The sequence below is a fragment of the Streptomyces sp. NPDC052225 genome, assembly GCF_040679615.1.
GTDB lineage: Bacteria > Actinomycetota > Actinomycetes > Streptomycetales > Streptomycetaceae > Streptomyces.
This window is the reverse complement of sequence record NZ_JBFAVD010000014.1, coordinates 120,578-144,127: the sequence shown is the minus strand read 5'-3', so window position 1 is coordinate 144,127 and position 23,550 is coordinate 120,578. Positions and strand designations below refer to the sequence as shown.

At 71.4% G+C, this 23,550-nt stretch carries 23 protein-coding genes; 11 read left to right on the top strand and 12 right to left on the bottom strand.

The genetic code is table 11. The annotated features are described in order from the left end of the window. The first annotated feature begins 24 nt into the window (after positions 1 to 24). The gene (locus AB0L37_RS21655; protein WP_365507674.1) at positions 25 to 996 is read left to right on the top strand and encodes a sugar ABC transporter permease; all 972 of its coding nucleotides are present in this window, start codon (positions 25 to 27) and stop codon (positions 994 to 996) included. Continuing rightward, positions 993 to 1,859, top strand: a complete 867-nt coding sequence (locus AB0L37_RS21650; RefSeq protein ID WP_365507672.1) for a carbohydrate ABC transporter permease — start codon at positions 993 to 995, stop codon at positions 1,857 to 1,859. The genes AB0L37_RS21655 and AB0L37_RS21650 overlap by 4 nt, the downstream gene beginning before the upstream one ends. 15 nt (positions 1,860 to 1,874) lie before the next feature. Here AB0L37_RS21650 and AB0L37_RS21645 read toward each other — a convergent pair whose 3' ends face one another. Genes AB0L37_RS21645 through AB0L37_RS21630 form a run of 4 tightly spaced genes read right to left on the bottom strand, consistent with a single transcriptional unit; the run spans position 1,875 to position 5,503 of the window. Continuing rightward, positions 1,875 to 2,579, bottom strand: coding sequence for a GntR family transcriptional regulator (locus tag AB0L37_RS21645; protein WP_365507669.1), 705 nt, complete (start codon positions 2,577 to 2,579; stop codon positions 1,875 to 1,877). Next, positions 2,579 to 4,000, bottom strand: coding sequence for an FAD-dependent oxidoreductase (locus tag AB0L37_RS21640; RefSeq protein WP_365507816.1), 1,422 nt, complete (start codon positions 3,998 to 4,000; stop codon positions 2,579 to 2,581). The genes AB0L37_RS21645 and AB0L37_RS21640 overlap by 1 nt, the downstream gene beginning before the upstream one ends. Beyond that, the gene (locus AB0L37_RS21635; RefSeq protein ID WP_365507667.1) at positions 3,990 to 4,319 is read right to left on the bottom strand and encodes a (2Fe-2S)-binding protein; all 330 of its coding nucleotides are present in this window, start codon (positions 4,317 to 4,319) and stop codon (positions 3,990 to 3,992) included. The genes AB0L37_RS21640 and AB0L37_RS21635 overlap by 11 nt, the downstream gene beginning before the upstream one ends. A gap of 17 nt (positions 4,320 to 4,336) precedes the next feature. Beyond that, positions 4,337 to 5,503 (bottom strand): FAD-binding oxidoreductase, encoded by a 1,167-nt coding sequence (locus AB0L37_RS21630; protein ID WP_365507664.1) that lies wholly within the window; start codon positions 5,501 to 5,503, stop codon positions 4,337 to 4,339. Positions 5,504 to 5,696: 193 nt separating this feature from the next. On the opposite strand from AB0L37_RS21630, the gene AB0L37_RS21625 reads away from it, so the two are divergent. Further along, positions 5,697 to 6,602, top strand: a complete 906-nt coding sequence (locus AB0L37_RS21625; RefSeq protein ID WP_365507661.1) for a dihydrodipicolinate synthase family protein — start codon at positions 5,697 to 5,699, stop codon at positions 6,600 to 6,602. Continuing rightward, a complete protein-coding gene (locus AB0L37_RS21620) occupies positions 6,599 to 7,600 on the top strand; it encodes a proline racemase family protein (protein WP_365507658.1) in 1,002 nt (333 codons plus the stop codon). The genes AB0L37_RS21625 and AB0L37_RS21620 overlap by 4 nt, the downstream gene beginning before the upstream one ends. 7 nt (positions 7,601 to 7,607) lie before the next feature. On the opposite strand, the gene AB0L37_RS21615 is transcribed toward AB0L37_RS21620, so the two are convergent. Further along, positions 7,608 to 8,453, bottom strand: coding sequence for a hypothetical protein (locus AB0L37_RS21615; protein ID WP_365507655.1), 846 nt, complete (start codon positions 8,451 to 8,453; stop codon positions 7,608 to 7,610). A gap of 77 nt (positions 8,454 to 8,530) precedes the next feature. Next, positions 8,531 to 9,178 (bottom strand): sigma-70 family RNA polymerase sigma factor, encoded by a 648-nt coding sequence (locus tag AB0L37_RS21610; RefSeq protein WP_365507652.1) that lies wholly within the window; start codon positions 9,176 to 9,178, stop codon positions 8,531 to 8,533. Between the two features lie 234 nt (positions 9,179 to 9,412). Here AB0L37_RS21610 and AB0L37_RS21605 point away from each other — a divergent pair, with 234 nt between their 5' ends. The 4 genes from AB0L37_RS21605 to AB0L37_RS21590 all read left to right on the top strand — a co-directional run bounded on the left by AB0L37_RS21605 (position 9,413) and on the right by AB0L37_RS21590 (position 14,176). After that, complete coding sequence (locus tag AB0L37_RS21605) at positions 9,413 to 10,153, top strand: DUF4232 domain-containing protein (protein ID WP_365507650.1); 741 nt, start codon at positions 9,413 to 9,415, stop codon at positions 10,151 to 10,153. A 136-nt stretch (positions 10,154 to 10,289) separates the two neighbouring features. Beyond that, positions 10,290 to 12,464, top strand: coding sequence for a hypothetical protein (locus AB0L37_RS21600; RefSeq protein ID WP_365507647.1), 2,175 nt, complete (start codon positions 10,290 to 10,292; stop codon positions 12,462 to 12,464). 293 nt (positions 12,465 to 12,757) lie between these two features. Beyond that, positions 12,758 to 13,777 (top strand): NADP-dependent oxidoreductase, encoded by a 1,020-nt coding sequence (locus AB0L37_RS21595; protein WP_365507645.1) that lies wholly within the window; start codon positions 12,758 to 12,760, stop codon positions 13,775 to 13,777. Positions 13,778 to 13,807: 30 nt separating this feature from the next. Next, the gene (locus AB0L37_RS21590; protein WP_365507643.1) at positions 13,808 to 14,176 is read left to right on the top strand and encodes a MerR family transcriptional regulator; all 369 of its coding nucleotides are present in this window, start codon (positions 13,808 to 13,810) and stop codon (positions 14,174 to 14,176) included. 11 nt (positions 14,177 to 14,187) lie between these two features. Here AB0L37_RS21590 and AB0L37_RS21585 read toward each other — a convergent pair whose 3' ends face one another. Continuing rightward, entirely contained in the window at positions 14,188 to 15,315 is a 1,128-nt protein-coding gene (locus tag AB0L37_RS21585) for an NADH:flavin oxidoreductase (protein ID WP_365507640.1), read from the bottom strand. Between the two features lie 207 nt (positions 15,316 to 15,522). On the opposite strand from AB0L37_RS21585, the gene AB0L37_RS21580 reads away from it, so the two are divergent. Then, positions 15,523 to 16,740, top strand: coding sequence for a metallophosphoesterase (locus AB0L37_RS21580; protein WP_365507637.1), 1,218 nt, complete (start codon positions 15,523 to 15,525; stop codon positions 16,738 to 16,740). Between the two features lie 14 nt (positions 16,741 to 16,754). On the opposite strand, the gene madM is transcribed toward AB0L37_RS21580, so the two are convergent. From madM to AB0L37_RS21565, 3 genes are all read right to left on the bottom strand, one after another. After that, complete coding sequence (gene madM, locus AB0L37_RS21575) at positions 16,755 to 17,519, bottom strand: malonate transporter subunit MadM (protein ID WP_365507634.1); 765 nt, start codon at positions 17,517 to 17,519, stop codon at positions 16,755 to 16,757. Between the two features lies 1 nt (position 17,520). Then, a complete protein-coding gene (madL, locus tag AB0L37_RS21570) occupies positions 17,521 to 17,958 on the bottom strand; it encodes a malonate transporter subunit MadL (protein ID WP_365507631.1) in 438 nt (145 codons plus the stop codon). 77 nt (positions 17,959 to 18,035) lie between these two features. Continuing rightward, positions 18,036 to 20,924 (bottom strand): AMP-binding protein, encoded by a 2,889-nt coding sequence (locus tag AB0L37_RS21565; RefSeq protein ID WP_365507629.1) that lies wholly within the window; start codon positions 20,922 to 20,924, stop codon positions 18,036 to 18,038. A gap of 166 nt (positions 20,925 to 21,090) precedes the next feature. Here AB0L37_RS21565 and AB0L37_RS21560 point away from each other — a divergent pair, with 166 nt between their 5' ends. Both AB0L37_RS21560 and AB0L37_RS21555 read left to right on the top strand, forming a co-directional pair. After that, positions 21,091 to 21,756 carry a GntR family transcriptional regulator gene (locus tag AB0L37_RS21560; protein ID WP_365507626.1) on the top strand — a complete coding sequence of 222 codons (666 nt, stop codon included), beginning with the start codon at positions 21,091 to 21,093 and terminating at the stop codon, positions 21,754 to 21,756. Between the two features lie 24 nt (positions 21,757 to 21,780). Beyond that, positions 21,781 to 22,185: an FKBP-type peptidyl-prolyl cis-trans isomerase gene (locus tag AB0L37_RS21555; protein ID WP_365507623.1), complete on the top strand. Its 405-nt coding sequence runs from the start codon at positions 21,781 to 21,783 to the stop codon at positions 22,183 to 22,185. Between the two features lie 60 nt (positions 22,186 to 22,245). Here the strand turns inward: AB0L37_RS21555 and AB0L37_RS21550 are convergent, their stop codons facing one another. Both AB0L37_RS21550 and AB0L37_RS21545 read right to left on the bottom strand, forming a co-directional pair. After that, complete coding sequence (locus tag AB0L37_RS21550; protein WP_365507620.1) at positions 22,246 to 22,491, bottom strand: hypothetical protein; 246 nt, start codon at positions 22,489 to 22,491, stop codon at positions 22,246 to 22,248. A 158-nt stretch (positions 22,492 to 22,649) separates the two neighbouring features. Further along, positions 22,650 to 23,549, bottom strand: coding sequence for a carbohydrate ABC transporter permease (locus tag AB0L37_RS21545; RefSeq protein WP_365507618.1), 900 nt, complete (start codon positions 23,547 to 23,549; stop codon positions 22,650 to 22,652). Between the last annotated feature and the right edge of the window lies 1 nt (position 23,550).

Below are 23,550 nucleotides of genomic sequence, written 5' to 3'. Positions count from 1 at the left end.
CGGATCACGAAAGGCCCGTCCGACATGACCGACACCCAGTCCCCGGCGCCGCCCGCCCCTGCGCGGCGCGCCGATTCCGACCCGCGGCGCCGACCGGGACGCCGCAAGCCGCCGACCCGCTCCTGGCGCGATCATCCCGTGCGCCGGCTCACCCCGTGGCTGTTCCTGCTGGCGCCGCTCGCGCTGCTGATCACGTTCACGTACGTGCCGGTGGGCAACATGATCTATTACAGCTTCACGGACTGGGACGGCGTCAGCCCCGACCGGAACCTCGTGGGCCTCGACAACTACACCCAGCTCTTCACCCGTCCCGAGCTGTTCCGCGTCTTCTTCGTCAGCTTCTACTACCTGGCAGCGTCGGCGGTGCAGATCGTCATCGCGCTCTACTTCGCGACGGTCCTCAGCTTCGACCTGCGGCTGCGCAATCTCTTCAAGGGGATCCTCTTCTTCCCCTACTTGATCAACGGCGTCGCCATCGGCTTCGTGTTCCTGTACTTCTTCCAGGACGGCGGCACGCTCGACTCGGTCCTGTCCTGGTTCGGCGTCGGCGGCGACCACGCCTGGCTCGGCGACCCGGAGTCGGCGAACACCTCGCTCGCGGGCGTGTCCGTGTGGCGGTTCACGGGCCTGAACTTCGTGCTCTTCCTCGGCGCGATCCAGTCGATCCCCGGTGAGCTCTACGAAGCGGCACAACTCGACGGCGCGAGCCGCTGGCAGCAGTTCCGGCACATCATCGCGCCGAGCATCCGGCCGGTGCTGAGCCTCAGCGTCATCCTGGCGATCTCGGGTTCGCTCGCCGTCTTCGAGATCCCGTACATCATGACCGGCGGCGCGACCGGCACGTCGACGTTCGTCATCCAGACGGTGAAGCTCGCGTTCCAGTTCAACAAGACGGGCCTGGCCTCGGCCTGTGCCGTCGTGCTGCTGCTGATCATCCTGGTGATCACCTGGATCCAGCGGCGGCTCGTGCCCGACGACAAGGTGGACCTCGTATGACCACGCTCCGCACCGACGACCGCGTCACCTCCGGCGGCGGCAGGCCCCGGATCAGCACGGCACTGACGTATCTGTCGCTCGTCGTCGCGTCCCTCGTCGTCCTCGTCCCCCTGGCCGTCGTCTTCCTCACGTCGCTCAAGACGAACCGCGAGGTGACCGACGGCGGCGCGCTGAGCCTGCCGCACGACTGGCTGAACTTCTCCAACTACGTCACCGCGTTCAACGACGGTCACATGCTCACGGCCTTCGGGAACACCGCGTTCATCCTGCTGTTCTCCATCACCGGCACCGTGCTGATCGGCTCGATGACGGCGTACGCGATCGACCGCTTCGAGTTCCGGTTCAAGAAGACGGTGATGGCGCTGTTCCTGATCGCGACGCTGGTGCCCGGCGTGACGACGCAGGTGGCGACCTTCCAAGTGGTCAACAGCTTCGGCCTGGTGGACACCCGCTGGGCGCCCGTCCTGCTCTACATGGGCACCGACATCGTGTCCATCTACATCTTCCTGCAGTTCATCCGGTCCATCCCGACCTCGCTCGACGAGGCGGCCCGGCTCGACGGCGCCAACACCTTCACCATCTACCGGAAGATCATCCTGCCGCTGCTCAAGCCGGCCATCGCCACGGTCGTCATCGTCAAGGGCATCACGACGTACAACGACTTCTACATCCCCTTCCTCTACATGCCGTCCGAGGACAAGGGGACGATCTCCACCGCCCTGTTCCGCTTCAAGGGTCCGTTCGGCGCGCACTGGGAGAACATCTCCGCGGGCGCGATCCTCGTCATCGTGCCGACGCTGCTCGTCTTCCTCTTCCTCCAGCGGTACATCTACAACGGGTTCGCGCAGGGGGCCACCAAGTAGCGGTGCCGCGCCGGGTCATCGGCGCGGCGCGGCCCACAGGCCCCGGACGTGTCCGATGTGCCGGGTCATCACGGCGCGGACCGCTTCCTCGTCGCGGGTGAGCAGCGCGTCGAGGATCTCCAGGTGCTCGGCGGCCGACGCGGGCAGCCGCCCGTCCTCGTGGAGCGCCGTCAGTCCGTACAGGCGGGAGCGGCGGCGCAGGTCGCCGACGACCTCGACCAGGTGCGCGTTGCCCGCGAGCGCGAGCAGTCCGAGGTGGAAGCGCAGGTCCGCCTCCACGTACGCGATGAGGTCGCCGGCGGCCGCGGCCGTGACGATCTCGTCGGCGACGGGCCGCAGCGCCGCGACGGCCTCGGGATCGGCGGTCGAGGCGAGGGCCGCCGTCGTGGGGATCTCGATCAGGGAGCGGATGTGGGTGTACTCGTCGAGCTGCTGGTCGGAGACCGCGGTGACCCGGAAGCCCTTGTTGGGCACCGTGTCGACGAGGCCCTCCTTGGCGAGGTCGAGCATGGCCTCGCGCACGGGGGTGGCGGAGACGCCGAACCGGGCGGCGAGGCCGGGCGCCGAGTAGATCTCGCCGGGCCGCAGTTCACCGGCGATGAGCGCCGCGCGCAGGGCGTCGACGACGCGCTCTCGGTAGCTGCGCCGGGTCCCGCCGAGCGTGGGCAGAGCGGGGCCGGTCGCGGCGGTCGTGGCGCTTCGGGTGCGCTGGGCGGCCATCAGGTGTCCTTCCGTGCCGGGTCGGGTGCTGGGTCCGGTGTTCTCCCCGCGAGCACGCCGAGTGGCACCGGGCAGGCGAACGGCCGTTTCGCAGGCGGCTGTTCACCCCCGACGAGCCCGGCGACGGCTGCTCCGCACATCCTGCCCTGGCACCAGCCCATGCCGGCCCGGGTCAGCAGTTTGACGGTCCGTGCGTCGCCGGCGCCGAGCTCGTCGACCGCCTCGCGGACCGCTCCGGCCGTCACCTCCTCGCAGCGGCAGACGACGGTGCCGTCGGTGAGCTGCTCGGTCCAGCGCGCGGGCGGCGCGTACGCGGTGTCGAGCGCCGCGGCAAGTTCCCTCATGCGGGTGCGCGTACGAGCGACCGCGTTCCACGTACGGGGATCAGGGCGGGAGTCGAAGAGGCGGGCGGCGACGGACCGGCCCGCGATGTGCCCCTCGGTGAGCGAGAGGGCCGCTCCCCCGATGCCGGTCGCCTCGCCCGCCGCCCAGACGCCGGGCACGTCGGTGCGCTGCTCGTCGTCGACGGCCACGGCTCCCCCGTCGAGGCGGCAGCCGAGCGCGCCGGCGAGATCGGTGTGCGGCAGCAGGCCGTGTCCGACGACGAGGGTGTCGCACGCGAGGCGCCGCTCGGTGCCCGCCCGCACCCGGCCGTCCGCGTCCAGCGCGGCGATCGTGACGGCCTCCACCCGGTCGGTGCCGTGCGCCGCGACGACGGTGTGGTGCGCCCGGATCCGCACGCGCCTGACCAGCAGCCGCGCAGCGTATCCGGCGGCCTCGACGAGCTTGTCCGGGTGAGCGGCGAGGGTCCGCGCGTGCGGCAGGAACGCCCGGGGAGCCGCCGAGTCCACGAGCGCGACGACGTCCGCCCCGGCCGCGAGCAGCCCGTCGGCGACGGGCAGCAGCAGCGGCCCGGTCCCGGCCACCACCGCCCTGCGCCCCGGCAGGACGAGGCCGCCCTTGAGCATGGCCTGGGCGCCGCCCGCCGTGAGGACGCCCGGCAGGGTCCAGCCGGGGAACGGCAGCACCTTCTCGTGGGCGCCGGTGGCGAGGAGCACGGCGTCGGCGGGCACCGCGACCGGCTCCCGCTGCTCGGGGCCGGTCAGCGCGTGGACCGTGAATCCCCCGGGCAACTCCCCTTCTACGCACCACACATGATGACCTCTCAGGTGTCTGACGTGTCCCGCCTCGACATGTCCGGCGAGACCGTCGCGCAGCCGCTCCCAGGTGCGCCACTGATGGTGCAGCGCCTGCGGGCGGCGCGCGCCGAGTGCGCGGGCGGGCTGCCGGTAGAACTGTCCGCCCGCCTCGGCCGCCGCGTCGACGACGGTGACGCGGACGCCCCGGGCGGCTGCGGCGAGAGCGGCGGCGAGGCCCGCCGGGCCCGCTCCGACCACCGCGAGATGCGGGTCAGCGCTCATCGTGTCCCGTTCGCTCATCGTGTCCCGTCCCTTGCTGCGTGCGGATCTGCTGGCCGGGCTCGGCGGGCAGCAGACAGGCCCGCTGGTTGGGGCGGCCGTCGACGGTGACCAGGCAGTCGAAGCAGACCCCGATGCCGCAGAAGATGCCCCGGGGGCGCCCCTCGCCCCGGGTCGCCCGCCAGGAGGTGATCCCCGCCGACCAGAGCGCGGCGGCGACGCTCTGGCCGGGCAGTGCCTCGATCGCGCGGCCGTCGAAGGTGACCGTGAAGGGCGGTCCCGGCCGGGCATCGACCAGGCCGAGTGGCGTGCGGGCACTCATGTCGCTGCCTCCTGTGCTCACGCCGCCTCCTCGGTGAAGCGGTCGGGTCTGAACGGGGCGAGGTCCAGGTCGGGTGGCGCGCCGCTGAGCACCTGGGCGATCAACTGCCCTGTCCCGGGGGCGAGTCCGATGCCCGCGCCCTCGTGCCCGCAGGCGTGGTGCAGCCCCGGCACCCGGGGGTCGGGCCCGACGGCGGGCAGATGGTCCGGCAGGTACGGGCGGAACCCCAGGTACGAGCGCATCGCGCGGACCCGCTCCAGGAACGGGAAGAGCCGGGTCGCGTCCGCCGCGAGGGCTCGTACGACGGGCAGGGAGAACGACCGGTCGAAGCCGACGCGTTCACGGCTCGCGCCGATGAGGACCGGCCCCGCGGCGGTGCCCTCGACGACCGGCGAGGTCTGGAGGGCCGCCGAGTCGCTGGCCACGTCGGCGACGTAGTCCGCGGCGTACACCTTGTGGTGGACCATGCGCGGCAGCGGTTCCGTGACGAGGACGAAACCGCGCCGGGGCAGCACGGGCAGCCGCACCCCGGCGAGGGCGGCGACCTCGCCGCCCCAGGTGCCTGCGGCGTTGACGACCGCCGGGGCGTGCAGGTCACCGCGGTCGGTGCGCACGCCCCGGACCGCTCCGCCCGCGGTGCGCAGGACGGCGGTGACGGTCCACCCGGTGTGCAGCGTGGCGCCGGCGGCGCGGGCCGCGCGGATCAGCCGGGCGGCGGCAAGGGCCGGCATGACCTGCGCGTCCTGCGGATAGTGGAAGGCACCGGCGAGACCAGGCGCCACGTGCGGTTCCAGATCGGGGAGTTGATCAGCGGCGACGGGTCGGGCGTCGACCCCGGCGGCGCGCTGTTCCACGGCGAGCTTGTCGAGGGCGGCGAGGCTCTCGGGCGCGGCGGCCACGACGACGCCGCCCTTGCGTTCGTACTCGATCGCCGCGCCCGCGCCGGGTTCGGCGGCGAGTTCAGCCCACAACCGGAGTGAGTACAGCGCGAGTTCGAGCTCCGGGCCCGGTTCCTTGTCGGAGACCAGCAGGTTCCCCTCGCCCGCGCCGGTCGTCCCGCCGGCCACCGGACCACGGTCCACGAGCGCGACGCGCAGGCCCGCGCGAGCCGCGTACAAGGCACATGCGGCGCCTGTCATTCCGGCGCCTATGACTACAACATCGCAGGTCAGTCGCTTAGTCACGGCGGTACTATGTCACATGTCCCTTCTCTGGCACAGGAGTTCGCCAACTCCCGCTGTCCGTACGCGAATTCCGCCGACGCCCCATTGCCCGGACGCCGAGCACGCCTCTAGGGTCGGCCCAGCACGCCAGTGCAATAGCACATACCACTGACCGTCCGTACCCCAAGGCCGCCCTTTCACAAGGAGACTCCGCATGCTCGACCCCGCCACGCCCTGGCACGGTGTCCATGTCGCGACGGCGCTGCCCTTTCACGACGATCTCTCGGTCGACTACGACGCGTTCGCCGCGCACGTACGGTTCCTCGCCGCGGGCGGCTGCGACGGGGTGACGCCCAACGGCTCGCTCGGCGAGTACCAGACGCTCACCCCGCAGGAGCGGGCCCGTGTCGTGGAGACGGCGGTGGAGGCGGCCCCCGACGGGTTCGGTGTCATGCCGGGGGTCGCCGCGTACGGCGCGCTGGAGGCCCGCCGCTGGGCCGAGCAGGCCGCAGAGGCGGGGGCCACGTCGCTGCTCCTGCTGCCGCCGAACGCCTTCCGCGCCGAGCGCGCCGCCGTCGTCGGGCACTACCGCGAGGTCGCCAAGGCGGGGCTGCCGGTCGTCGCGTACAACAACCCGATCGACACCAAGGTCGACCTGACGCCGGACTTGCTCGCCGAGCTGTACCACGAGGGCACGATCGTCGGCGTGAAGGAGTTCTCAGGCGACGTCCGACGGGCGTACCAGATAAGGGAGTTGGTTCCGGAACTCGATCTGCTGGTGGGCGCCGACGACGTTCTGCTCGAACTCGGTCTCGCGGGAGCGACGGGCTGGATCGCCGGGTATCCGAACCTGATCCCCGAGAGCACGGTCGAGCTGTACCGCCTGGCCACCTCGGGCGACCCCGCCGATCTGGCCAGGGCGCTGCCGGTCTACCGCGATCTGCACGCGCTGCTGCGCTGGGACTCGAAGACCGAGTTCGTCCAGTCGATCAAACTGTCCATGGACGTCGCGGGGATGAAGGGCGGTCCGTGCCGCCCGCCGCGCCTGCCGCTCGCCCCCGAGCTGGCCGACCGCATCACGGCCGACACCGAGGCCGTGCTCGCCAAGGGGTACAAGTGAGGTCCCGGCGCACGTTCCATGCGGTCGACTCGCACACCGAGGGCATGCCCACCCGGGTCGTCGTCGGCGGGGTGGGCACGATCCCCGGCGCCACGATGGCCGAGCGCCGGCTGCACTTCATGGAGCATCAGGACGACATCCGTACGCTCCTGATGTACGAGCCGCGCGGGCACGGCGCGATGAGCGGTGCGATCCTCCAGCCGCCGACCCGGCCCGACGCCGACTACGGCGTGCTGTTCATCGAGGTCTCGGGGCTGCTGCCGATGTGCGGGCACGGCACGATCGGGGTGGCGACCGTGCTCGTCGAGACCGGGATGGTGCCGGTGGTCGAGCCGGTCACGACGATCCGGCTCGACACCCCGGCCGGACTCGTCGTGGCGTCGGTGGCCGTGACGGACGGCGCGGCCACCGCCGTCACGATCGAGAACGTCCCGTCGTTCGCGTACGCCCTCGACCAGAAGGTCGAGGTCCCCGGCTTCGGCGAGGTCGGCTACGACCTGGCCTTCGGCGGGAACTTCTACGCGATCGTCGAACTGGCCGACCTGGACCTGCCGTTCGACCGCTCCCGGGCCGGCGACCTGCTCGCCGCCGGCCTGAGGATCATGGAGGCGGTGAACGAGCGGGCGCTGCCCGTGCACCCGGAGCGTGCCGACATCACCGGGTGCCACCACGTCTACCTCAAGGCCCCCGGCTCGACCGCCGAGCTGTCACGGCACGCGATGGCCATCCACCCCGGCTGGTTCGACCGCTCCCCCTGCGGCACCGGCACCAGCGCGCGCATGGCCCAGCTGCATGCGCGCGGCGAACTGCCCCTCGGCCGCGACTTCGTGAACGAGTCGTTCATCGGGACGCGCTTCACGGGCCGGCTCCTCGGCGAGACCACGGTCGGTCCGCTGCCCGCCGTGCTGCCGTCGATCACGGGCCGCGCCTGGGTGACGGGCACGTCCCAGTTCCACCTGGACCCGAGCGACCCGTTCCCCGCGGGGTTCCTGCTCTGACCAGGGATCACTGCCCGTCGGTGAACTGCGGGTCCTTCTTCTGGCTGTAGATCTCCTTGCCGGCCGCGTCGTAGGCGTGGACGTTGGCGTTCGGGCCCGCGTAGTGCGGGCCGGGGGGCGTGTCGGGGGTGACGGCGGCGGCGTACGCGAAGGCGCCGTCGGCCATCACCGCCGGGTACTCCTTCTTCTTGTCGCCGAAGCTGATGGTGACCTTGGCGACGTCGGAGGTGTAGTGCCCGGCGCCGACCATCAGGAAGTGCCCCGCGCCGTCGGTCTCCATGGTCGAGTCGAAGTACGAGATGATCCGCCCGGTGCCCCAGAGGCGGTCGTTGATGAACGTGGGCGGGTGGGCCTGGCTGCTGCCCGTGTCTCCCTTCGTCCCGCACTGCGCGTACTGGCCCGCGGAGTTGACGGCGACGACGAGGCCGTCACTGGTCTTCGCGGCGAGCGGGGCGCGCTCCGCGATCACCGCGCGGAACTGCGCGGCGTCCGCGCCGAGGCAGGAGGCGAGGATCCTGGCGGTCGTCGCCTTGTCGATCGGGGTCGTCCGCGCGCCGGTGATGGTGAACGCGTAGGAGGCGGACTTCTCGTCGGCCGACGGGGAGTCCGTCCCCGCCTTCGCACTCGGCGACGTGGCCGGCCGGCTCGGGTTCCCCGCGGGCTCGCCGACCTCCTGCTTCGTGTCCCCCGCTCCGCCGAAGGCGGCCACGGCGGCCACACTCACCCCCACCACACCGGCGGCGACCCCGGCGGGCACCCCCCACCGGCGGCGCAGCGAAGCCGAAGGCTCCTCGCTGTCCCGACGGTCGAGGCGGTCCGGACGGTCCTGCTTCTTCTCTCGGCCGATCTGCATCAGTAGCTCCTCACGGGTCCGCCGGTGGTCCGGCAGATCACGGTCGGAAGGAGCCGCAGGAATGCCCTGCATGTCGTTCATCGTGCGACGTCCTCCGCGTTGACGGGGTTACCGGAACCGATCGACGCCGCGACGGCGGCCGGGCCGAGAAGGTCGGCCCCCAGCCTCCGCCGCGCCCTGTGCAGCCGGGACTTCACCGTTCCGACCGCCACCCCAAGCGCGTGCGCGGCCGCCTGCTGGTCCAGGCCCGACCACACGCAGAGCTCGACGACCTCGCGTTCGTGGCGCGGCAGCCGGGCAAGCGCCCGGTGGATCTCCGACATCCTGCGTTCGTCGTCGATCCGGACGGCGACGCGCTCCGCGTGGTCGCCCACCGGCTCGTCGTGCGAGACGAGCCGGTGGAACAGCGCCTCGGCACGTCTCAGCCGCCGTCTGGTGTTCGACGCGAGGCGGTCGGCGATGCCCAGCAGCCAGGGCAGCGCCGACTCGCGGTCGAGGACCGTCTCCGAGCGCCGGCGCCAGGCGTGCATGAATACCGTCGACGTGAGGTCCTCGGCCTCCGACCAGTCCGCCGTGCGCCGGAACAGGTAGTTGTAGACGGCCTTGGCGTGCCGGTCGAAGATCCGGCCGAACGCCTCCCGGTCGCCGGCCACGGCCCGCGCCCACAGCTCCCGGTCGGACATCCCTCCGACCGGTACGGCGGGGTCAGCGTCTTTCAGTTCCATGCCCTGTTCGTGTCCGGCAGACGGTCGAAGGTTCCCGCTGATTCAAAACCATTTCGCCGGACGGAGCCAGCCCTGCCCGACAGCCGGCCCCCGGTCGCTTTGCCACGGGCTCGTCCGGGACTCGTAACAACTCGTCCTTCGAGGTGAGAACGCTGATCACGGTGAGCAGAATGACTTCGCCAACGACATGCGGGCCGGTCACCGCGACCGGCCTCGGGGGACCAGGAGCGGAACATGAACAGCATCACCACGGGAACGGGCTCACGTAGACGGCAGGCCCTGCGCGGCGCGCTCGCCTCGGCGGCCGTGGCCGCCGCACTGTTGAGCACCGCCGCGTGCCAGCCGGACGACAAGGACGACAAGGCGGGCGCGACCACGTCGGCCTCCGCCACGCCGTCCTCGTCGGCCTCCTCCCCCAAGGCGTCCGCGAGTTCGACGGACAGCGGGACGGGGACCGGCTCCGACGACCGTTCCCAGGGCGCCGGCCAGAGCGGCGACAGCGGTGAGACGGGCGGCGGCAACGGCACCACGTACCCGGACTGCGGCCCCGAGGACCTGTCGGCGCTCTCCGCCGAGCCGCGCACCCCGGACGACGGCAGCAAGAACACCCTCTACGCGCTCTCGCTCACCAACCGGTCCGACCACAAGTGCGCGATGAACGAGTACCCGCAGGTCTGGCTCAACGACAAGCCGGGCTCCACCTCCAGCGTGCAGCCCGACAAGGACACCGCCGACACCGAGACGCTGGTCCTGGCACCGGGCGACGCCGCCTGGGCCGGTCTGCGCACCGCCAAGGGCCCCTACGACGAGGGCTCCACCGACACCTTCGTCGTCCGCCTGGTCTCGGGCGACGGCACCGACACGTCGCACGACTTCCCGGCCGTCCTCGAAAAGCCGGCCGTCGTCAGCGACGGCGCGCGCGTCAGCTACTGGGCGGGGACCGAGGGGCTCGCGCTGCGGCCGATGCAGGACTGACCCGGCGCCGGGTGCGCGGTGACGCCTGACGGTGCGTCACCGCGCGCCGCGGCCGGCCCCGTTGCCCCGGCAGCACCCGGCACCCTGCCGAAAAACCCACGTGCACCCGCGTGTACCGCTCTGTCACCATTCCCGCATGGTTCACCCTCTCGAACATCTGGTCGTCCGACACACGCACCGTCTGCCCGCCCCCGAGGGCGCGGCCGGTGACGGTGCCGTCGCCGCGCGGCAGTTCGACGCCGCGCTGATGTCCGTGGGCTTCAAGCTGTCCGCCCCGCTCCTGGAGCGACTGGCCGGGCTGTCCGAAGGCGCGGTGGTCGATGTCGCCGTGCGGACCCTGTCCACGGTGCGCGAGCTGGTCGGCGACCATGTGCGGCACAACACGTACTTCATCGACTTCCCCGCGAACGTGCCGGACACCCTGGACTTCTGGATGGGGTGCATCCGCGAGGCTCTTGCCGACGACGACGCCCGCGAGGGCACCCTCAAGCAGCTGAGCAACGGTGTCGTGAATCTCCTGACGCTGCCGTCGTACGGGCGCTACCAGCACACGTACGCCGACATGCTCGGCCACCACGAGGAGTTGATCGCGGCGGCCGGCGACCGGATGACGGTCCTTCACCTCGGCGGGGACGCGGCGGACGAGGTCGGCGAGCTGTATCTGACGCTCGCGGGCAGCCGCACGCCGCTCGGCGAGGAGCACCTGCGGGACCTCGACGCACTGGCGACGCACTGCGTGGACGGCCCGCAGCCCGACGAGATCCCGGTGCGCGAGAACCGCGCGGTGATCAACAGGGCTCGTCTGCGGGCGGGTTCGGGCCCGATCCTCGACACGGTGACCGATGTGCTGCGTCTGGCCTGCGCGCTGGCGGACGGCGACGTGTCCCTCCTGGAGCCCACCCGGTTCGTGAAACTGTCGCGGCCCGTGCGCCGTGCGCTGCTCGCCGGCCTGGACACGGTGGTCGCCGCGGCGCCCGCGAAGCTCGCCGACGTGGCGGCGCACAGGGAGGCGTGGAAGCGGCTCGGCGAGCGCCTGCACCCGCACGAGTACCCGCAATTCCCGTCTGCCGCCGAGGTGTTCGCGGTGGCCCGCGGTGAGCAGCGTGTACGGTCCTTCGCGAGCCGGACCGAGGAACTGCTCGGCCGCGGTGAACTCACCGAAGCGGTAAGGCTGTTGGAGTCCGCGCCGGGTGTGCTGCTGCGGTCCGTGGACCGCCTGGTGCGCTCCGCCCGCGCGGACGAGGAGTACGAGACGGTCCTCGCCGGCGTCGAGAAGGCCGCCCCGCGGACCGCCGGGCGGGTCCTGCTCTCGGTGCGTCAGCATCTCCTCAACCGGGGAGACCGGCTCGAACAGGACGGCGTGCGCCGGGTGTTCATCAACCGGCGCGGCCGCGCCTGGGTCACGCCGGACACCCGCCCCGCGCTGCCGGAAACCGCCAAGGAGCGGCTGATCGCGCTGCTCGACGCGGAGATCGCCCGCCGGCTGCCGGTGACCGGTCCGGTGCTCGTCGACCCGGACGTCCTCGATGTCGCGCTGCCGCTCAGCGGCAAGGCGGTCTCGTCCGGGCTCGGCGTCCTGCCGCGCGGCTCGGTCTCCCCGGTCGAGGGCGAGCTGCTGCGGTTCTTCGTGTACTGGAAGCAGCACCGGCAGACCACCGACTACGACCTGTCCGCGGTGATCCTGGACGAGAACTACGAGCAGGTGACCTGGCTCTCGTACACCCAGCTGACGGACGTCGAGGGCCGGCACTCGGGAGACATCGTCGAAGCTCCGGAAGGGGCCTCGGAGTTCATCGAGCTGAGGCTCGGGGCGGTGCGCGGGGCGTTCGTCGTGCCGCAGGTCCTGGTGTTCTCCGGCGAGGGCTTCATGGACGTGGAGGAGTCGTTCTTCGGGTTCATGCTGCGCGAGGGCGAGCAGAAGGGGCGCCCGTTCGAACCGCGGACCGTGCGAATGAAGTCGGATCTGCGCGGCCCCGGGCGGGTGGCGCTGCCGCTCGTGTTCCGGCGCGACGAGGACGGCCGCTGGCACGCGCACTGGCTGCACCTGTACCTCAAGGGCATGCCGGCCGCGAACCGCGTCGAGGAGACCCGGGTGACGGTGGAGGCGCTGGCGCGCGGCATCGTCGAGCGGGAGCAGCTGACCGTGCGCTGGCTGCTCGGCCTGCGCGACGACGCGGACGTGACCGTGTGGGACGGCGAGAGCGTCCCGGACGGCCCGGTCACCTATCTCGGGATGCGGCGCCCCGAGGGGCTGCACCCCGGGTCGCGCATCCTCACCCCGGAAAATCTGCGCGACGTGATCCCCGAGTGACTGCTAGCGTTCAGCAGGTCGAGGCCATGAAGGGGCTTCCTTCTCGATCCCACCCTCGCGGGGGTTTGCCACCTAGCCCTTTCGCTCTCCTCGACCCAGGCCGGTGAGGCCATGAAGAGGCTTCCTTCTCACCCTTTCCTGCTAAGAAATAGCCTCCTCGCTCTCCTCACCGCCGGCTTCGGGCCCCTGGCGCACGGCGCCAGGGGCTTCGTCGTACGCGGCTTGCCCCTCACCCGCACGTCAGAGGTTAGCGTCCGGGCCTGCCCAGCCACCCCGGACCCCGGAGGTTTGCCATGCCCGTACCGTCCACCGGCCGCGAGATCCGTCTGGCCGCCACGCCCACCGGCCTGCCGGGACCGGAACACTTCACCGTCGCCGACGCCCCGGTCCCGCCCACCGGATCCGGTCAACTCCTCGTCCGCAACCGGCACTTCCTGGTCTTCCCGGGACTGCGCACCCTCGTCTCGGCCGAGGCGAAGGACTTCCCGTTCCCGCCGCTGAAGCCCGGCGAGACCCTGTTCGGGCCGGCGCTCGGCGAGGTGGTGGCGGCGGGGCCGGGCGTCACGGACGTACGCACCGGCGCCCTCGTCACGCACATGCGGGGGTGGCGGGAGTACGCGGTGGTCGACGCGGATGCCGTACAGGCCGTGCCCGAGGGGCATCCCGACCCGGTGGCGCTGCTGTCCACGGCGTCGGCCGCCTATGGCGCGCTGACCCGCCTCGCCCAACTGCGGGAAGGCGAGACCGTGTTGGTGACCGGCGCGGCCGGCGGCGTCGGTTCCCTCGCGGGGCAGATCGCGCGGCTGCTCGGCGCGGCCCGGGTCGTGGGCACCACCCGCAGCCCGGGCAAGGCGGCGCGGCTGCGGGATGAACTCGGATACGACGCCGTGGTGGTGCCGGGCGACCCCGGCAGCGGCTCGCTCGCCGAGGCCGCCCCGGACGGGTACGACGTGATCGTGGACAACGTGGGCGGTGAACAGCTCACCGCGGCCCTGGAGTTGACGCGCCCCGGCGCGCGGGTCGCCGTGGTCGGCGCTCTGGCGGGGCAGTTCGATCCGGCGCTGTCGGGTGGGAGTTCGCCGACGGTGATCGACACGTTCGCCCTGGTCAAGCGCTCGGTGTCGCTGCTCGGCTATCAGACCGCCGACCATCCCGGCGTGGAGGAGGAGTGGCGGGAGCGGTTCGCCGGCTGGCTGCGTGCCGGGCGGATCGTCTTCCCGTACACGGTGCTCGCGGGCATGGAAAGCGGCCCGTCGGCGTTGCAGGAACTGCAACAGGGCCGGCACTTCGGAACCCTGGTGGTGGAAGTCTGACCGCACGCGGTGCGGAGAGGGAGGCCCCGGATGCGGATCGGCGACGCGGCGGCAGCCGCCGGCACCACCCCGCGCGCCCTGCGCTTCTACGAGGAGCGAGGGCTCCTGCCCCCGCCGCGGCGCACCGCGTCGGGCCAACGGGACTACACGGAACGGGACATGGCCCGTATCCGGGTGGTGCGCCGGCTGCTCGCGCTCGGACTGACCGTCGCGGACGTCCGAGCGTGCGCCGACCGCATCGACCTGTTGCTCGCGCAGCCCGGGCGCCGGTGCTCCGCGCCCGAGCCCGGCGCCGCACGAGGGGTCGTGGACCAGCGGCTCGCCGCGCTCGACGCGGAGATCGCCAGGCTCACCGCGCTGCGCGAGAGCCTGGCGCACGAGATCGCGGCGCCCGCGTGATCAGTGCCGGGTCAGCTGAGCGTCTTCAGCGCGGCGGCGTCGTACGGCTTCAGCTCGTCGAAGCGGTCGGCGAGGACCTTCGCCGCCCACTCGGGGTCCTGGAGCAGCGCGCGTCCGACGGCGACCATGTCGAACTCCTCGGCCTCCATGCGGTCGAGGAGGTTGTCGATGCCCTTGACCGGGGAGCCCTCGCCCAGGAATCCCTTGATGAAGTCGCCGTCGAGACCGACCGAGCCGACGCTGATGACCTGCTTGCCGGTGATCTTCTTCGTCCAGCCGGCCAGGTTGAGGTCCGAGTCCTCGAACTCGGGCAGCCAGTAGCGGCGGGTCGAGGCGTGGAAGACGTCGACGCCGGCCGCGGCGAGCGGGGTCAGGACGGCCTCCAGCTCCTCGGGCGTCTCGGCGAGCCGGGCCTTGTAGTCCTGCTGCTTCCACTGCGAGTAGCGGAACAGGATCGGGAAGTCCGGGGAGACCTTCTCGCGCACGGCCGCGATGATCTCCGCGGCGAACTTCGTCCGGGCGACCGGGTCGCCGCCGTAGGCGTCGGTGCGCCGGTTGGTGCCCGCCCACAGGAACTGGTCGAGCAGGTAGCCGTGGGCGCCGTGCAGCTCCACGCCGTCGAATCCGATGCGCTCGGCGTCCGCGGCGGCCTGTGCGAACGCGGCGACGACGTCGTCGAGGTCCGCTTGCGTCATGGCCTTGCCGGTGACCTCGGCGCCCGCGGTCGCCAGGCCGGAGGGGCCGACGGCCGGGGCCTCGGGGTACGGGGGCTCGCCCTGGTTGCGGACCATGCCGATGTGCCACAGCTGCGGGACGATCGTGCCGCCCGCCGCGTGGACGTCCTCGGCGACCTTCGCCCAGCCCGCGAGCTGCTCCTCGCCGTGGAAGCGCGGCACGCGGTCGCTCTGCCCGGCCGACTCGTGTCCGACGTACGTGCCCTCGGTGACGATCAGGCCGACCCCGGCGGCGGCGCGGCGCGCGTAGTACGAGCGCACGGCGGCGTCCGGGATGCCGCCCGGCGAGAACATCCGGGTCATCGGCGCCATCGCGATCCGGTTGGGGACGGTCAGACCGCCCAGCTGGATCGGGCGGGAAAGTATCTGGGCCGCGCGGGAAGTGGGCGTCGTGCTGCCGGTCACGTTGGTGCTCCTGGGGGGTCGCGGATACCGATCAGTATGTGAGCATGCATTGTTACAGCCCATGAAACAACCACGGCAACACGGCCACCGGATACAGTGCCCGCGACGGCAGCCCCGGCGCTTCAAAGCTCCAAAGATTCAAGGGTTCAAGGGTTCAAAGCTTCAGAAGCTCAAGGGTTCAGAGGTTCAAGGGTTCAAAGGGGAGATGTGACCGACACCAGCGAGACCCGACCCGCCGACGACGCGGCCCCGGCGCCGGCCCGCCCGAACCGGCTGCGCCGCCTGATGCGCTACCTCCCGCTCATCGCCCCGGTCCTGCTGTGGACCGTGCCGTGCTGGGTCCTGCTGTACGCCGGCCAGAACTGGCCGCTCCCCGTCGCCCTGGCCGGCACCGCCCTGTTCGCGCTCGGCCTGTTCGGTATGCCGGTCGCGATGATGCGCGGCCACGGCCGCCGGCAGCAGGACCGCGCCGCGATCGTCGGGGACGCGCTCCTGGGCGGCAGCTGGATCCTGTTCACCTGGTCCGTCCTGCTCGGCGTCGTCCTGCGGCTCGCCCTGACCGCGGCCGGCGTCGGGGACGGCCAGGAGCGGGCCCGGATCGTCACGTGGGCGGTGCTCGGCACGGCCGCCGTTCTGCTCGTCTGGGGCTACACCGAGGCGCGCCGGGTGCCGCGGGTACGCCGCCTCGACGTCGAACTCCCGCGCCTGGGCGCCGGGTTGGACGGCACGCGCGTCGCCCTCATCACCGACACCCACTACGGGCCGCTCGACCGGGCCCGCTGGTCGGCGCGGGTGTGCGAGACGGTGAACACCCTGGACGCCGACCTGGTCTGCCACACCGGCGACATCGCGGACGGCACGGCCGAACGCCGCCGCGCCCAGGCCGCCCCGCTCGGCACGGTGCGGGCCACCCGCGCCCGCGTCTACGTCACCGGCAACCACGAGTACTACAGCGAGGCCCAGGGCTGGGTCGACCTGATGGCCGAGCTGGGCTGGGAGCCGCTGCGCAACCGCCACCTCCTCCTTGAACGCGGCGGGGACACCCTCGTGGTCGCCGGCGTGGACGACGTGACCGCCGAGTCCTCCGGCCTGTCCGGGCACGGCGCGAGCCTCGCCGGAGCCCTGGACGGCGCCGACCCCCGACTGCCCGTCCTGCTCCTGGCCCACCAGCCGAAGTTCGTCGACGAGGCCGCGGCCGGAGGCGTCGACCTCCAGCTCTCCGGCCACACCCACGGCGGCCAGATCTGGCCCTTCCACCACCTGGTCCGCATCGACCAGCCGGCCCTCGCCGGCCTCACCCGGCACGGCGCCCGCACCCTTCTCTACACCAGCCGCGGCACCGGCTTCTGGGGCCCGCCGTTCCGCGTCTTCGCCCCCAGCGAGATCACTCTGCTCGTGCTGCGCGCACCGCGGAGCCGTCCCTGACCCGGGGCTCGGGGTCAGCCGCCGACGAGCGCCCGCAGCGACACGTAGAACAGCGAGGGGCCGAGAAGGCAGCCGACGCCCGTGTAGAAGGTGGCGGTCATCGCGCCGTACGGGACGAGCCGCTTGTCGGTGGCCGCGAGACCGCCGGCCACCCCGGAGGTGGTGCCGAGCAGGCCGCCGAAGGCCATCGCCGACTTGGGGTTGTTCAGCCCGATCAGGCGGGCGACGAGCGGCGTGCCCACCATCACCACCACGGACTTGACCAGACCGGCGGCCACCGACAGCGCGATCACCTCCGAACTGGCGCCTACCGCCGTGCCCGTGACGGGCCCGACGATGTACGTGGCCGCGCCCGCGCCGATGGTGGCGAGCGAAGCCGCGTCGCGGTAGCCGAAGAGCGCGGCGACGACGGCGCCGGCCACGAAGGAGACGACGACGCCCAGCAGGATCGACAGGGCGCCGGCCGGGCCCGCCTTCTTGATCTCCTTCAGGTCGACGCCGTACGCCGTGGAGACGATGGCGAAGTCCCGCAGCATCGCGCCGCCCATCACGCTCATGCCGGAGAGCGCCGCGATGTCGGAGACGCCCGCCGATCCCCCGGTCACCGAGCCGCCCCAGTAGGCGAGCGCGAGGCCGAGCACGATGGCGATGGCGGAGCCCTGAAGCCGCCCGCGGGTCAGCTTCCCGGAGATCCACCCCGAGACCAGCATCAACGTACCCACCAGGGCGAAGGCCACTATGAGCCCGTTGTCCTTGCACACCGAGACGAACACGTCCATGTCAGGAGCCCTTCTTCTCGGGGGTGAGCGCCTCGGCGGGCTCCTCTTGTGCCGGTCCGTCGTCGGACTCCGGGAACGGCTGCCCCGGCCCGCCGATCCGCGCGACCACCGGTACCAGGGCGAAGCCCGCGACGAGCGCGACAAGGCCCGCCAGGAGGGCCATCGGACCGCCGGTGACCGCCTTGCGCACGTTCTGCGTGGCGGCCATCGCGACGACGATCGGGATGTACATCGCGCTCCAGAAGAGCACGCCCTGCCGGCTCGCCTCGGGGAACTTCCCCTTCTGGCGCAGCCAGTGCGTCACGAACACCAGCAGGACCATGGCGAAACCGACGCCGCCGATATTGGCGTCGACGCCGAGCGCCTGGCCGAGGTACTCGCCGACGAGCGTGCCCGCCAGCATGCACACCGCCAGCGCTGCCACTCCATAGAGAACCATCGTCTACTCCACATCGAGAGACCGGGAAAGTGAGTAAGAGAGCACGTGAGGGGACGGGGACGGGGTGGTGAGGTGGCTCAGGAGGCGGCGAACAAGTCCGCGTACCGCTTGCGGAGTTCGGCCTTCTGGACCTTGCCCATGACGTTGCGCGGCAGGGCTGCCACGACGCGGACCGCGCGCGGATGCTTGAAGCGGGCGAGGTCGCCCGCGATGGAGTCGATCAGCTCGCGCTCCTGGGGCTGCCGGCCCGGCGCGGGGACGACGACGGCGACGACCGTCTCGCCGAAGTCCGGGTGCGGGACGCCGATCACGGCGGACTCCAGGACGCTCGGCTGGGCGTCGAGCAGGGTCTCGATCTCCTTCGGGTACACGTTGAAGCCGCCGGAGATGATGAGGTCCTTGCCGCGGCCGGAGATGCAGAGGTAGCCGTCCTCGTCGATGAGACCGAGGTCGCCGGTGATGAAGAAGCCGTCCTCGCGGAACTCGGACGCGGTCTTCTCCGGCATCCGCCAGTACCCGGCGAACACGTTGGGGCCACGGACCTCGACGCTGCCCACCTCACCGTCCGGCAGCGGCTTGCCGGTCTCGGCGTCCACGACACGGATCTCGGTGCCCGGCAGCGCCTTGCCGACGGTGCCGGGCTTGCGGGGCCCGCCCTCGTACGGGTTGGTGGTGTTCATGCCGGTCTCGGTCATGCCGTAGCGCTCGAGGATGGCGTGCCCCGTGCGGGCCTCGAACGCCTCGTGGTCGGCGGCCAGGAGCGGAGCCGAACCGGACACGAACAGACGCATGCCGGCGCAGGTCTCCGGGGTGACCTTCTCGTGCTGGAGCAGGCGTGTGTAGAAGGTGGGTACGCCCATGAGCACGGTGGCGCGCGGCAGCAACTCGGCCACGGCGTCCGCGTCGAACTTCGGCAGGTAGTACATCGAGGCGCCCGAGGTGAGCACCATGTTGGCGGCGACGAACAGGCCGTGCACATGGAAGATCGGCAGCGCGTGGATCAGCCGGTCCTCGGAGGTGAACCGCCAGGAGTCCAGCAGAGCACGGCAGTTGGAGGCGAGGTTCTCGTGCGTGAGGACGGCGCCCTTGGAGCGGCCGGTGGTGCCGGAGGTGTAGAGGATGGCCGCGGGGTCGCCGGCCGCCGCCTCGTACACGTCGTCGTGGCGCTCGTCGGGACGGCCTTCGAGCAGGCTGCCGTCGCCCACCGTGCCGAGGGTCTCGACGACGAGGTCCGCGCCCTGCCGGTGCGCGTGATCGGGGTGGCGCTGCGGCGCGCAGACAAGGACGCGCGGCTGGGCGTCGCCGATGAAGTAGTCGATCTCGGTGCCGGTGTAGGCGGTGTTGAGCGGCAGGAAGACGCCGCCGATCTGCAACGTCGCGAGGTAGAGGGCGATGGCCTCGGGCGACTTGTCGACCTGCATGGCGACGCGGTCGCCGGGCGTCACCCCGTCGGCGACGAGGCGCGCGGCGATGCGCCGGACCAGATCGGCGGTCTCGCGATAGGTAACGGACCGGCCGCCGGGCAACTCGAAGAGCACCTTGTCCGGCCGCACGCCGGCCTGCGCGACGAAGGCCTGGTGAACGGTGGCATACGGATGCGGATCCGTCGGGTCCTGAATCGGGTCCATGGGAGTGGTGGTTCCTTCCTTCGTTCCTGCGCCTTCGAGGGGGCCGCCGACCGCGACGGTGCGGCGGCGCACGAAGTCCTCGTGGCGGCGCTCCAACTCGTCCGGTTCGTAGCGGTAGTTGATCATCGCCCCGTAGGACTGCTCCCAGGCTTCGGGCGCGCCGTTGGCCGGCCAGTCGAGCTGCCAGGCGGCGGCCCCGTTACCGAGGTGGAAGCGGGCGACCGGGTCGAGGGGCCGGCCGTCGGGGCGGCGTTCGACGGTGATGTAGCGGGCGAGGGCGTCAAGGAGGCGCGGACGGATCCGCTCGGCAGCCGCGAGGGCCGCAGTCCGATCACTCAACTCGGCGACGAGTGAACGAAGTTCACCCTCATGGGCGGCACGCTCCTCCAGCCAAGCGCGGAATCCGGGGATGGGCGACAGGGTCGCGAACTGCGTCAAGTGCGGGAGCTGCTCGCCGACTTGCTCGATGACCTGCTTGATGAGGAAGCTGCCGAAGGAGACTCCGGCGAGTCCGTCGAGGGCGTTGTTGATGGAGTAGAGCGCCGCCGTGTCCGCGTCGGCGGGGCTGAGCGCGGGGCCCGGTTCGAGCAGCGGGGCGATGCGGTCGGGCAGCCCCCGCACGAGGGCGACCTCCACGAAGATCAGCGGCACGTCGCCGGTGGCCGGGTGGAAGAAGGCGTAGACGCGGCGGTCCGCGGGCTCGATGCGGCGGCGCAGTTCGGCCTCGGACGCCATCGGGTGCACCCGCTCACCGGCCAGCAGATGCCGGAACAGAGCGGGCGGCGAGTGAACCGTCACCTCCCGCATCCGCAGGAAGCCCCGGTTGAACCAGGAGGTGAGCAGGTGGTGGAAGTCGTGGTCAAGGGGACGCAGGTCGGGGTGCGCGCGCAGCAGGCGACGTAGATCGGCACGCATGTGCACGAGGGCGAGGGTGGCGTCGGGGGCGTGGTTCATACGGCGCAGCAGTTGCTGGCGGGCCGGTTCGACGGCGTCGAAGAGGCCGACCAGCTCGCTCTCCCCCTGGGAGCCGGCGGCGCGGGCGCCCTCCCAGCGGCGATAGGCGGCGCGAACCGCGTCGGCATCGGCGTCGTACGTCGTGGTGATGTGGGCGAAGAAGGCGAGTCTGCCGTCGTCGTCGAGTGCGTCGTACGCGGCGAGGGCACGGGCCGCGACGGCCCGCACGGAGGCCTCGCCGACGTCGCTCATCAGGACTTCACACGCGGCCATGAGCTGTTCCAGCGGCGTGTCCCGGCCATGAGTTGTGCCGCTCCGGTGCCCGAGGGCCCGGTACAGATCGGTCAGCAGCCAGCCGTCGGGCCGCTCGTCGTGCGGTTCCATCCGTGCCCTCCCTGCGTCGATTCCTGATCCCGGAGATGCCGTGGCCCTTAATATCCATCTGAGGCCGTGATGTATATAACGTCGACGACGCTGGAACCGTAGATGACGGAAGCGACCCGCGCTACCCCCTGGAGCGGGCGGATAACCTGGGCCTTCGGAGGTGGACATGGCTCGAGTACCGGAGGCCAGGCGTGTCCGTGACGCCCTGGAGAACGCGGTGGTGGACGGTCGGTACCGCCCCGGCGAGCGCCTTGACCCGGCGCAGCTGGAGCGGGAGTTCGGCTGCTCGCGCACACCGGTCCGCGAGGCGCTGCAAGCCCTGGAGCGGTCCGGTCTCGTCCAGATCCGCCCCAAACAGGGCACGTACGTCACCGAGCTGAGCGTGCCCGAACTGGCCGAGCGGTTCGAGGTGATGGCGGAGCTGGAGGGCATGGCGGCACGGCTCTCGGCGCGCCGCATCGAGCGCGAGGCCCTCGATGAACTGGAGGCGGCGCTGCGCGAGTGCGAGGAGCACGCACACGCGGGCGACGCGGACCGCTACTACTACGCCAATGCCCGCTTCCACGCCGTCGTCTACGACTCCTGCGGCAACGAGTACCTGCGCCAGCAGTCACACGCCCTCAAGCGAGCCCTCCAGCCGTACCGCCGGCTCCAGTTGAGGGTGCCGGACCGGATGCGACGCTCCCTCGCGGAACACCGGGCGATCGCCGACGCGATCACCGCGGGCGCGGCGGAGAAGGCGGAGGAGGAGGCGCGCGAGCATGTCCTCGTCCAGGTCAAGGAGTTCAGCCAGCTGGTGCGGACGTGGCGGCATCTGACGGAACCGGCGTAGGCCGCGGAGAGGAACGAAACGGCAATGAGCGAACGAACAAAGCCAAAGGTCGACGTCCCCGAAGGCGACGCTCCCCCCGAGCTGACCGTCCGGGACCTGATCGTCGGCGACGGGCCCGAGGTGAAACCCGGCATGGTCGTCCGGGTGCACTACGTCGGGGTGACCTTCGCATCCGGCAAGGAGTTCGACTCCTCCTGGGACCGGGGCGAGCCGTTCAAGTTCGCCGTGGGCGGCGGCAGGGTCATCAAGGGCTGGGACCGAGGGGTGAAGGGCATGAAGGTCGGCGGCCGCCGCGAACTCATCGTTCCCCCGCGCCTCGCCTACGGCAACCAGTCGCCTTCATCGTCGATCCCGCCGGGCTCCACGCTCGTCTTCGTGGTGGACCTGATCGACGCGTACTCCGGCACGACGGGGTGGAGCAGGTCCTAGACCCCCACAGCGCCCCGGTCAGGTCGTCCCGCCTGTCGCCAGTCGGGAACAGGGTCTCGGCTACAGCTCACACCACACCTCCGGAGGCCCCACGTCCCAGGCCCGGGTGAAGGCGTGCAGCCGGCTCCACGCGTGATCGATGTCCAGAACGAAGTCGCCCGTGAAAACGGCGAGGTCGTCCATGATCGGTACCTCGACTTCAGCGTCCGAGGGCACGGTGCCGTCTCCCGCGAGCAGGAACATCTGCTCAGGGCTGCCCATCCGATGGACGACCGCCCGATCCCCCCGGAAGGCCAGGCTCAGCATCGGGAAGTCCCCTTTCGGGGGACGGACCTCGACATAGCCCTGCCCCAGGGAACGCAGCTCGTCGAAGTGGTCCGACAAAGATCCCCAGCCTGAGCAACTCTCTGCCGAACGGAAGAGTCCGGACTCCGGCGACGTCGCCGACCATGTCACGAAGCCAGTCACTTGCTGAACCCGGCCGTCAGGCCGCTGAGCAGTTGGCGGCGGCCGAACGCGTACAGGATGAGGATCGGCAGCGTGGTGAGGACGACGGCGGCGAGGACGGCGGGGACGTTGACTCCGTACTGGCCCTGGAAGGTCCACAGTGCGAGCGGCAGGGTCCGTTTGTCGGGGCTCTGCGTGAGGATCAGCGGGAGCAGGAACCCGTTCCAGATGGAGAGCGCGTTGAAGATGGTCACGGTGAGGATGGCGGGGCGGGTGAGCGGGGCCGCGAGGCGCCACAGGGTGCCCCACTCGGTAGCGCCGTCGACCCGCATCGAGTCGAACAGTTCCTTGGGCACGTCGCGGATGAAGTTGGCGAGGACGAGGACGGACAGTGGGATGGCGAAGGCGATCGACGGGAGGACCAGCGCCAGCAGGCTGTCGTACAGGTGCAGCTTGATGATGATCAGGTAGAGCGGGATCACGGTCGCCTGCAGCGGGATGGCCAGGCCCATCAGGAAGAGGCCGTTGACCGCGCGCAGGTAGCGCGTACGTCCGCCGCGCACGATCGCGTAGGCGGCCATGAAGGAGACCGCGACCGCCGGCACCACCGCGCCGACGGTGACCACGACGCTGTTGACGAAGTAGCCGACGAAGTCGGATTCGAGGACGAGGCGGTAGTTGTCGACCGTGGGGTCGCCGGACGGGACCAGCGGGTTGCTCGCGTAGTAGGTGCTCTGCTGCTTGAAGCTGGTGATGAGCGTCCAGTACAGGGGCACGGCGACCACGACGAGCCAGAGCCAGCCGGCCAGGCCGCCGAGCCAGTTGCGGCGCTGGGCGGCGCGACGGGGGCGGCGTGGGCGGCGCTCGTGGCCGGTGGTGTGCTCCTGGCGCCGGGTCTTGGTCAGGGTGGTCGTCATG

Bases quoted from the DNA above. Each gene is read 5' to 3' on its own strand.
- AB0L37_RS21655 (WP_365507674.1), top strand. From the start codon at position 25: ATGACCGACACCCAGTCCCCGGCGCCGCCCGCCCCTGCGCGGCGCGCC.
- AB0L37_RS21650 (WP_365507672.1), top strand. From the start codon at position 993: ATGACCACGCTCCGCACCGACGACCGCGTCACCTCCGGCGGCGGCAGG.
- AB0L37_RS21645 (WP_365507669.1), bottom strand. From the start codon at position 2,579: ATGGCCGCCCAGCGCACCCGAAGCGCCACGACCGCCGCGACCGGCCCC.
- AB0L37_RS21640 (WP_365507816.1), bottom strand. From the start codon at position 4,000: ATGAGCGCTGACCCGCATCTCGCGGTGGTCGGAGCGGGCCCGGCGGGC.
- AB0L37_RS21635 (WP_365507667.1), bottom strand. From the start codon at position 4,319: ATGAGTGCCCGCACGCCACTCGGCCTGGTCGATGCCCGGCCGGGACCG.
- AB0L37_RS21625 (WP_365507661.1), top strand. From the start codon at position 5,697: ATGCTCGACCCCGCCACGCCCTGGCACGGTGTCCATGTCGCGACGGCG.
- AB0L37_RS21615 (WP_365507655.1), bottom strand. From the start codon at position 8,453: ATGCAGATCGGCCGAGAGAAGAAGCAGGACCGTCCGGACCGCCTCGAC.
- AB0L37_RS21610 (WP_365507652.1), bottom strand. From the start codon at position 9,178: ATGGAACTGAAAGACGCTGACCCCGCCGTACCGGTCGGAGGGATGTCC.
- AB0L37_RS21605 (WP_365507650.1), top strand. From the start codon at position 9,413: ATGAACAGCATCACCACGGGAACGGGCTCACGTAGACGGCAGGCCCTG.
- AB0L37_RS21600 (WP_365507647.1), top strand. From the start codon at position 10,290: ATGGTTCACCCTCTCGAACATCTGGTCGTCCGACACACGCACCGTCTG.
- AB0L37_RS21595 (WP_365507645.1), top strand. From the start codon at position 12,758: ATGCCCGTACCGTCCACCGGCCGCGAGATCCGTCTGGCCGCCACGCCC.
- AB0L37_RS21590 (WP_365507643.1), top strand. From the start codon at position 13,808: ATGCGGATCGGCGACGCGGCGGCAGCCGCCGGCACCACCCCGCGCGCC.
- madM (WP_365507634.1), bottom strand. From the start codon at position 17,519: ATGGACGTGTTCGTCTCGGTGTGCAAGGACAACGGGCTCATAGTGGCC.
- madL (WP_365507631.1), bottom strand. From the start codon at position 17,958: ATGGTTCTCTATGGAGTGGCAGCGCTGGCGGTGTGCATGCTGGCGGGC.
- AB0L37_RS21565 (WP_365507629.1), bottom strand. From the start codon at position 20,924: ATGGAACCGCACGACGAGCGGCCCGACGGCTGGCTGCTGACCGATCTG.
- AB0L37_RS21560 (WP_365507626.1), top strand. From the start codon at position 21,091: ATGGCTCGAGTACCGGAGGCCAGGCGTGTCCGTGACGCCCTGGAGAAC.
- AB0L37_RS21555 (WP_365507623.1), top strand. From the start codon at position 21,781: ATGAGCGAACGAACAAAGCCAAAGGTCGACGTCCCCGAAGGCGACGCT.
- AB0L37_RS21550 (WP_365507620.1), bottom strand. From the start codon at position 22,491: ATGCTGAGCCTGGCCTTCCGGGGGGATCGGGCGGTCGTCCATCGGATG.
- AB0L37_RS21545 (WP_365507618.1), bottom strand. From the start codon at position 23,549: ATGACGACCACCCTGACCAAGACCCGGCGCCAGGAGCACACCACCGGC.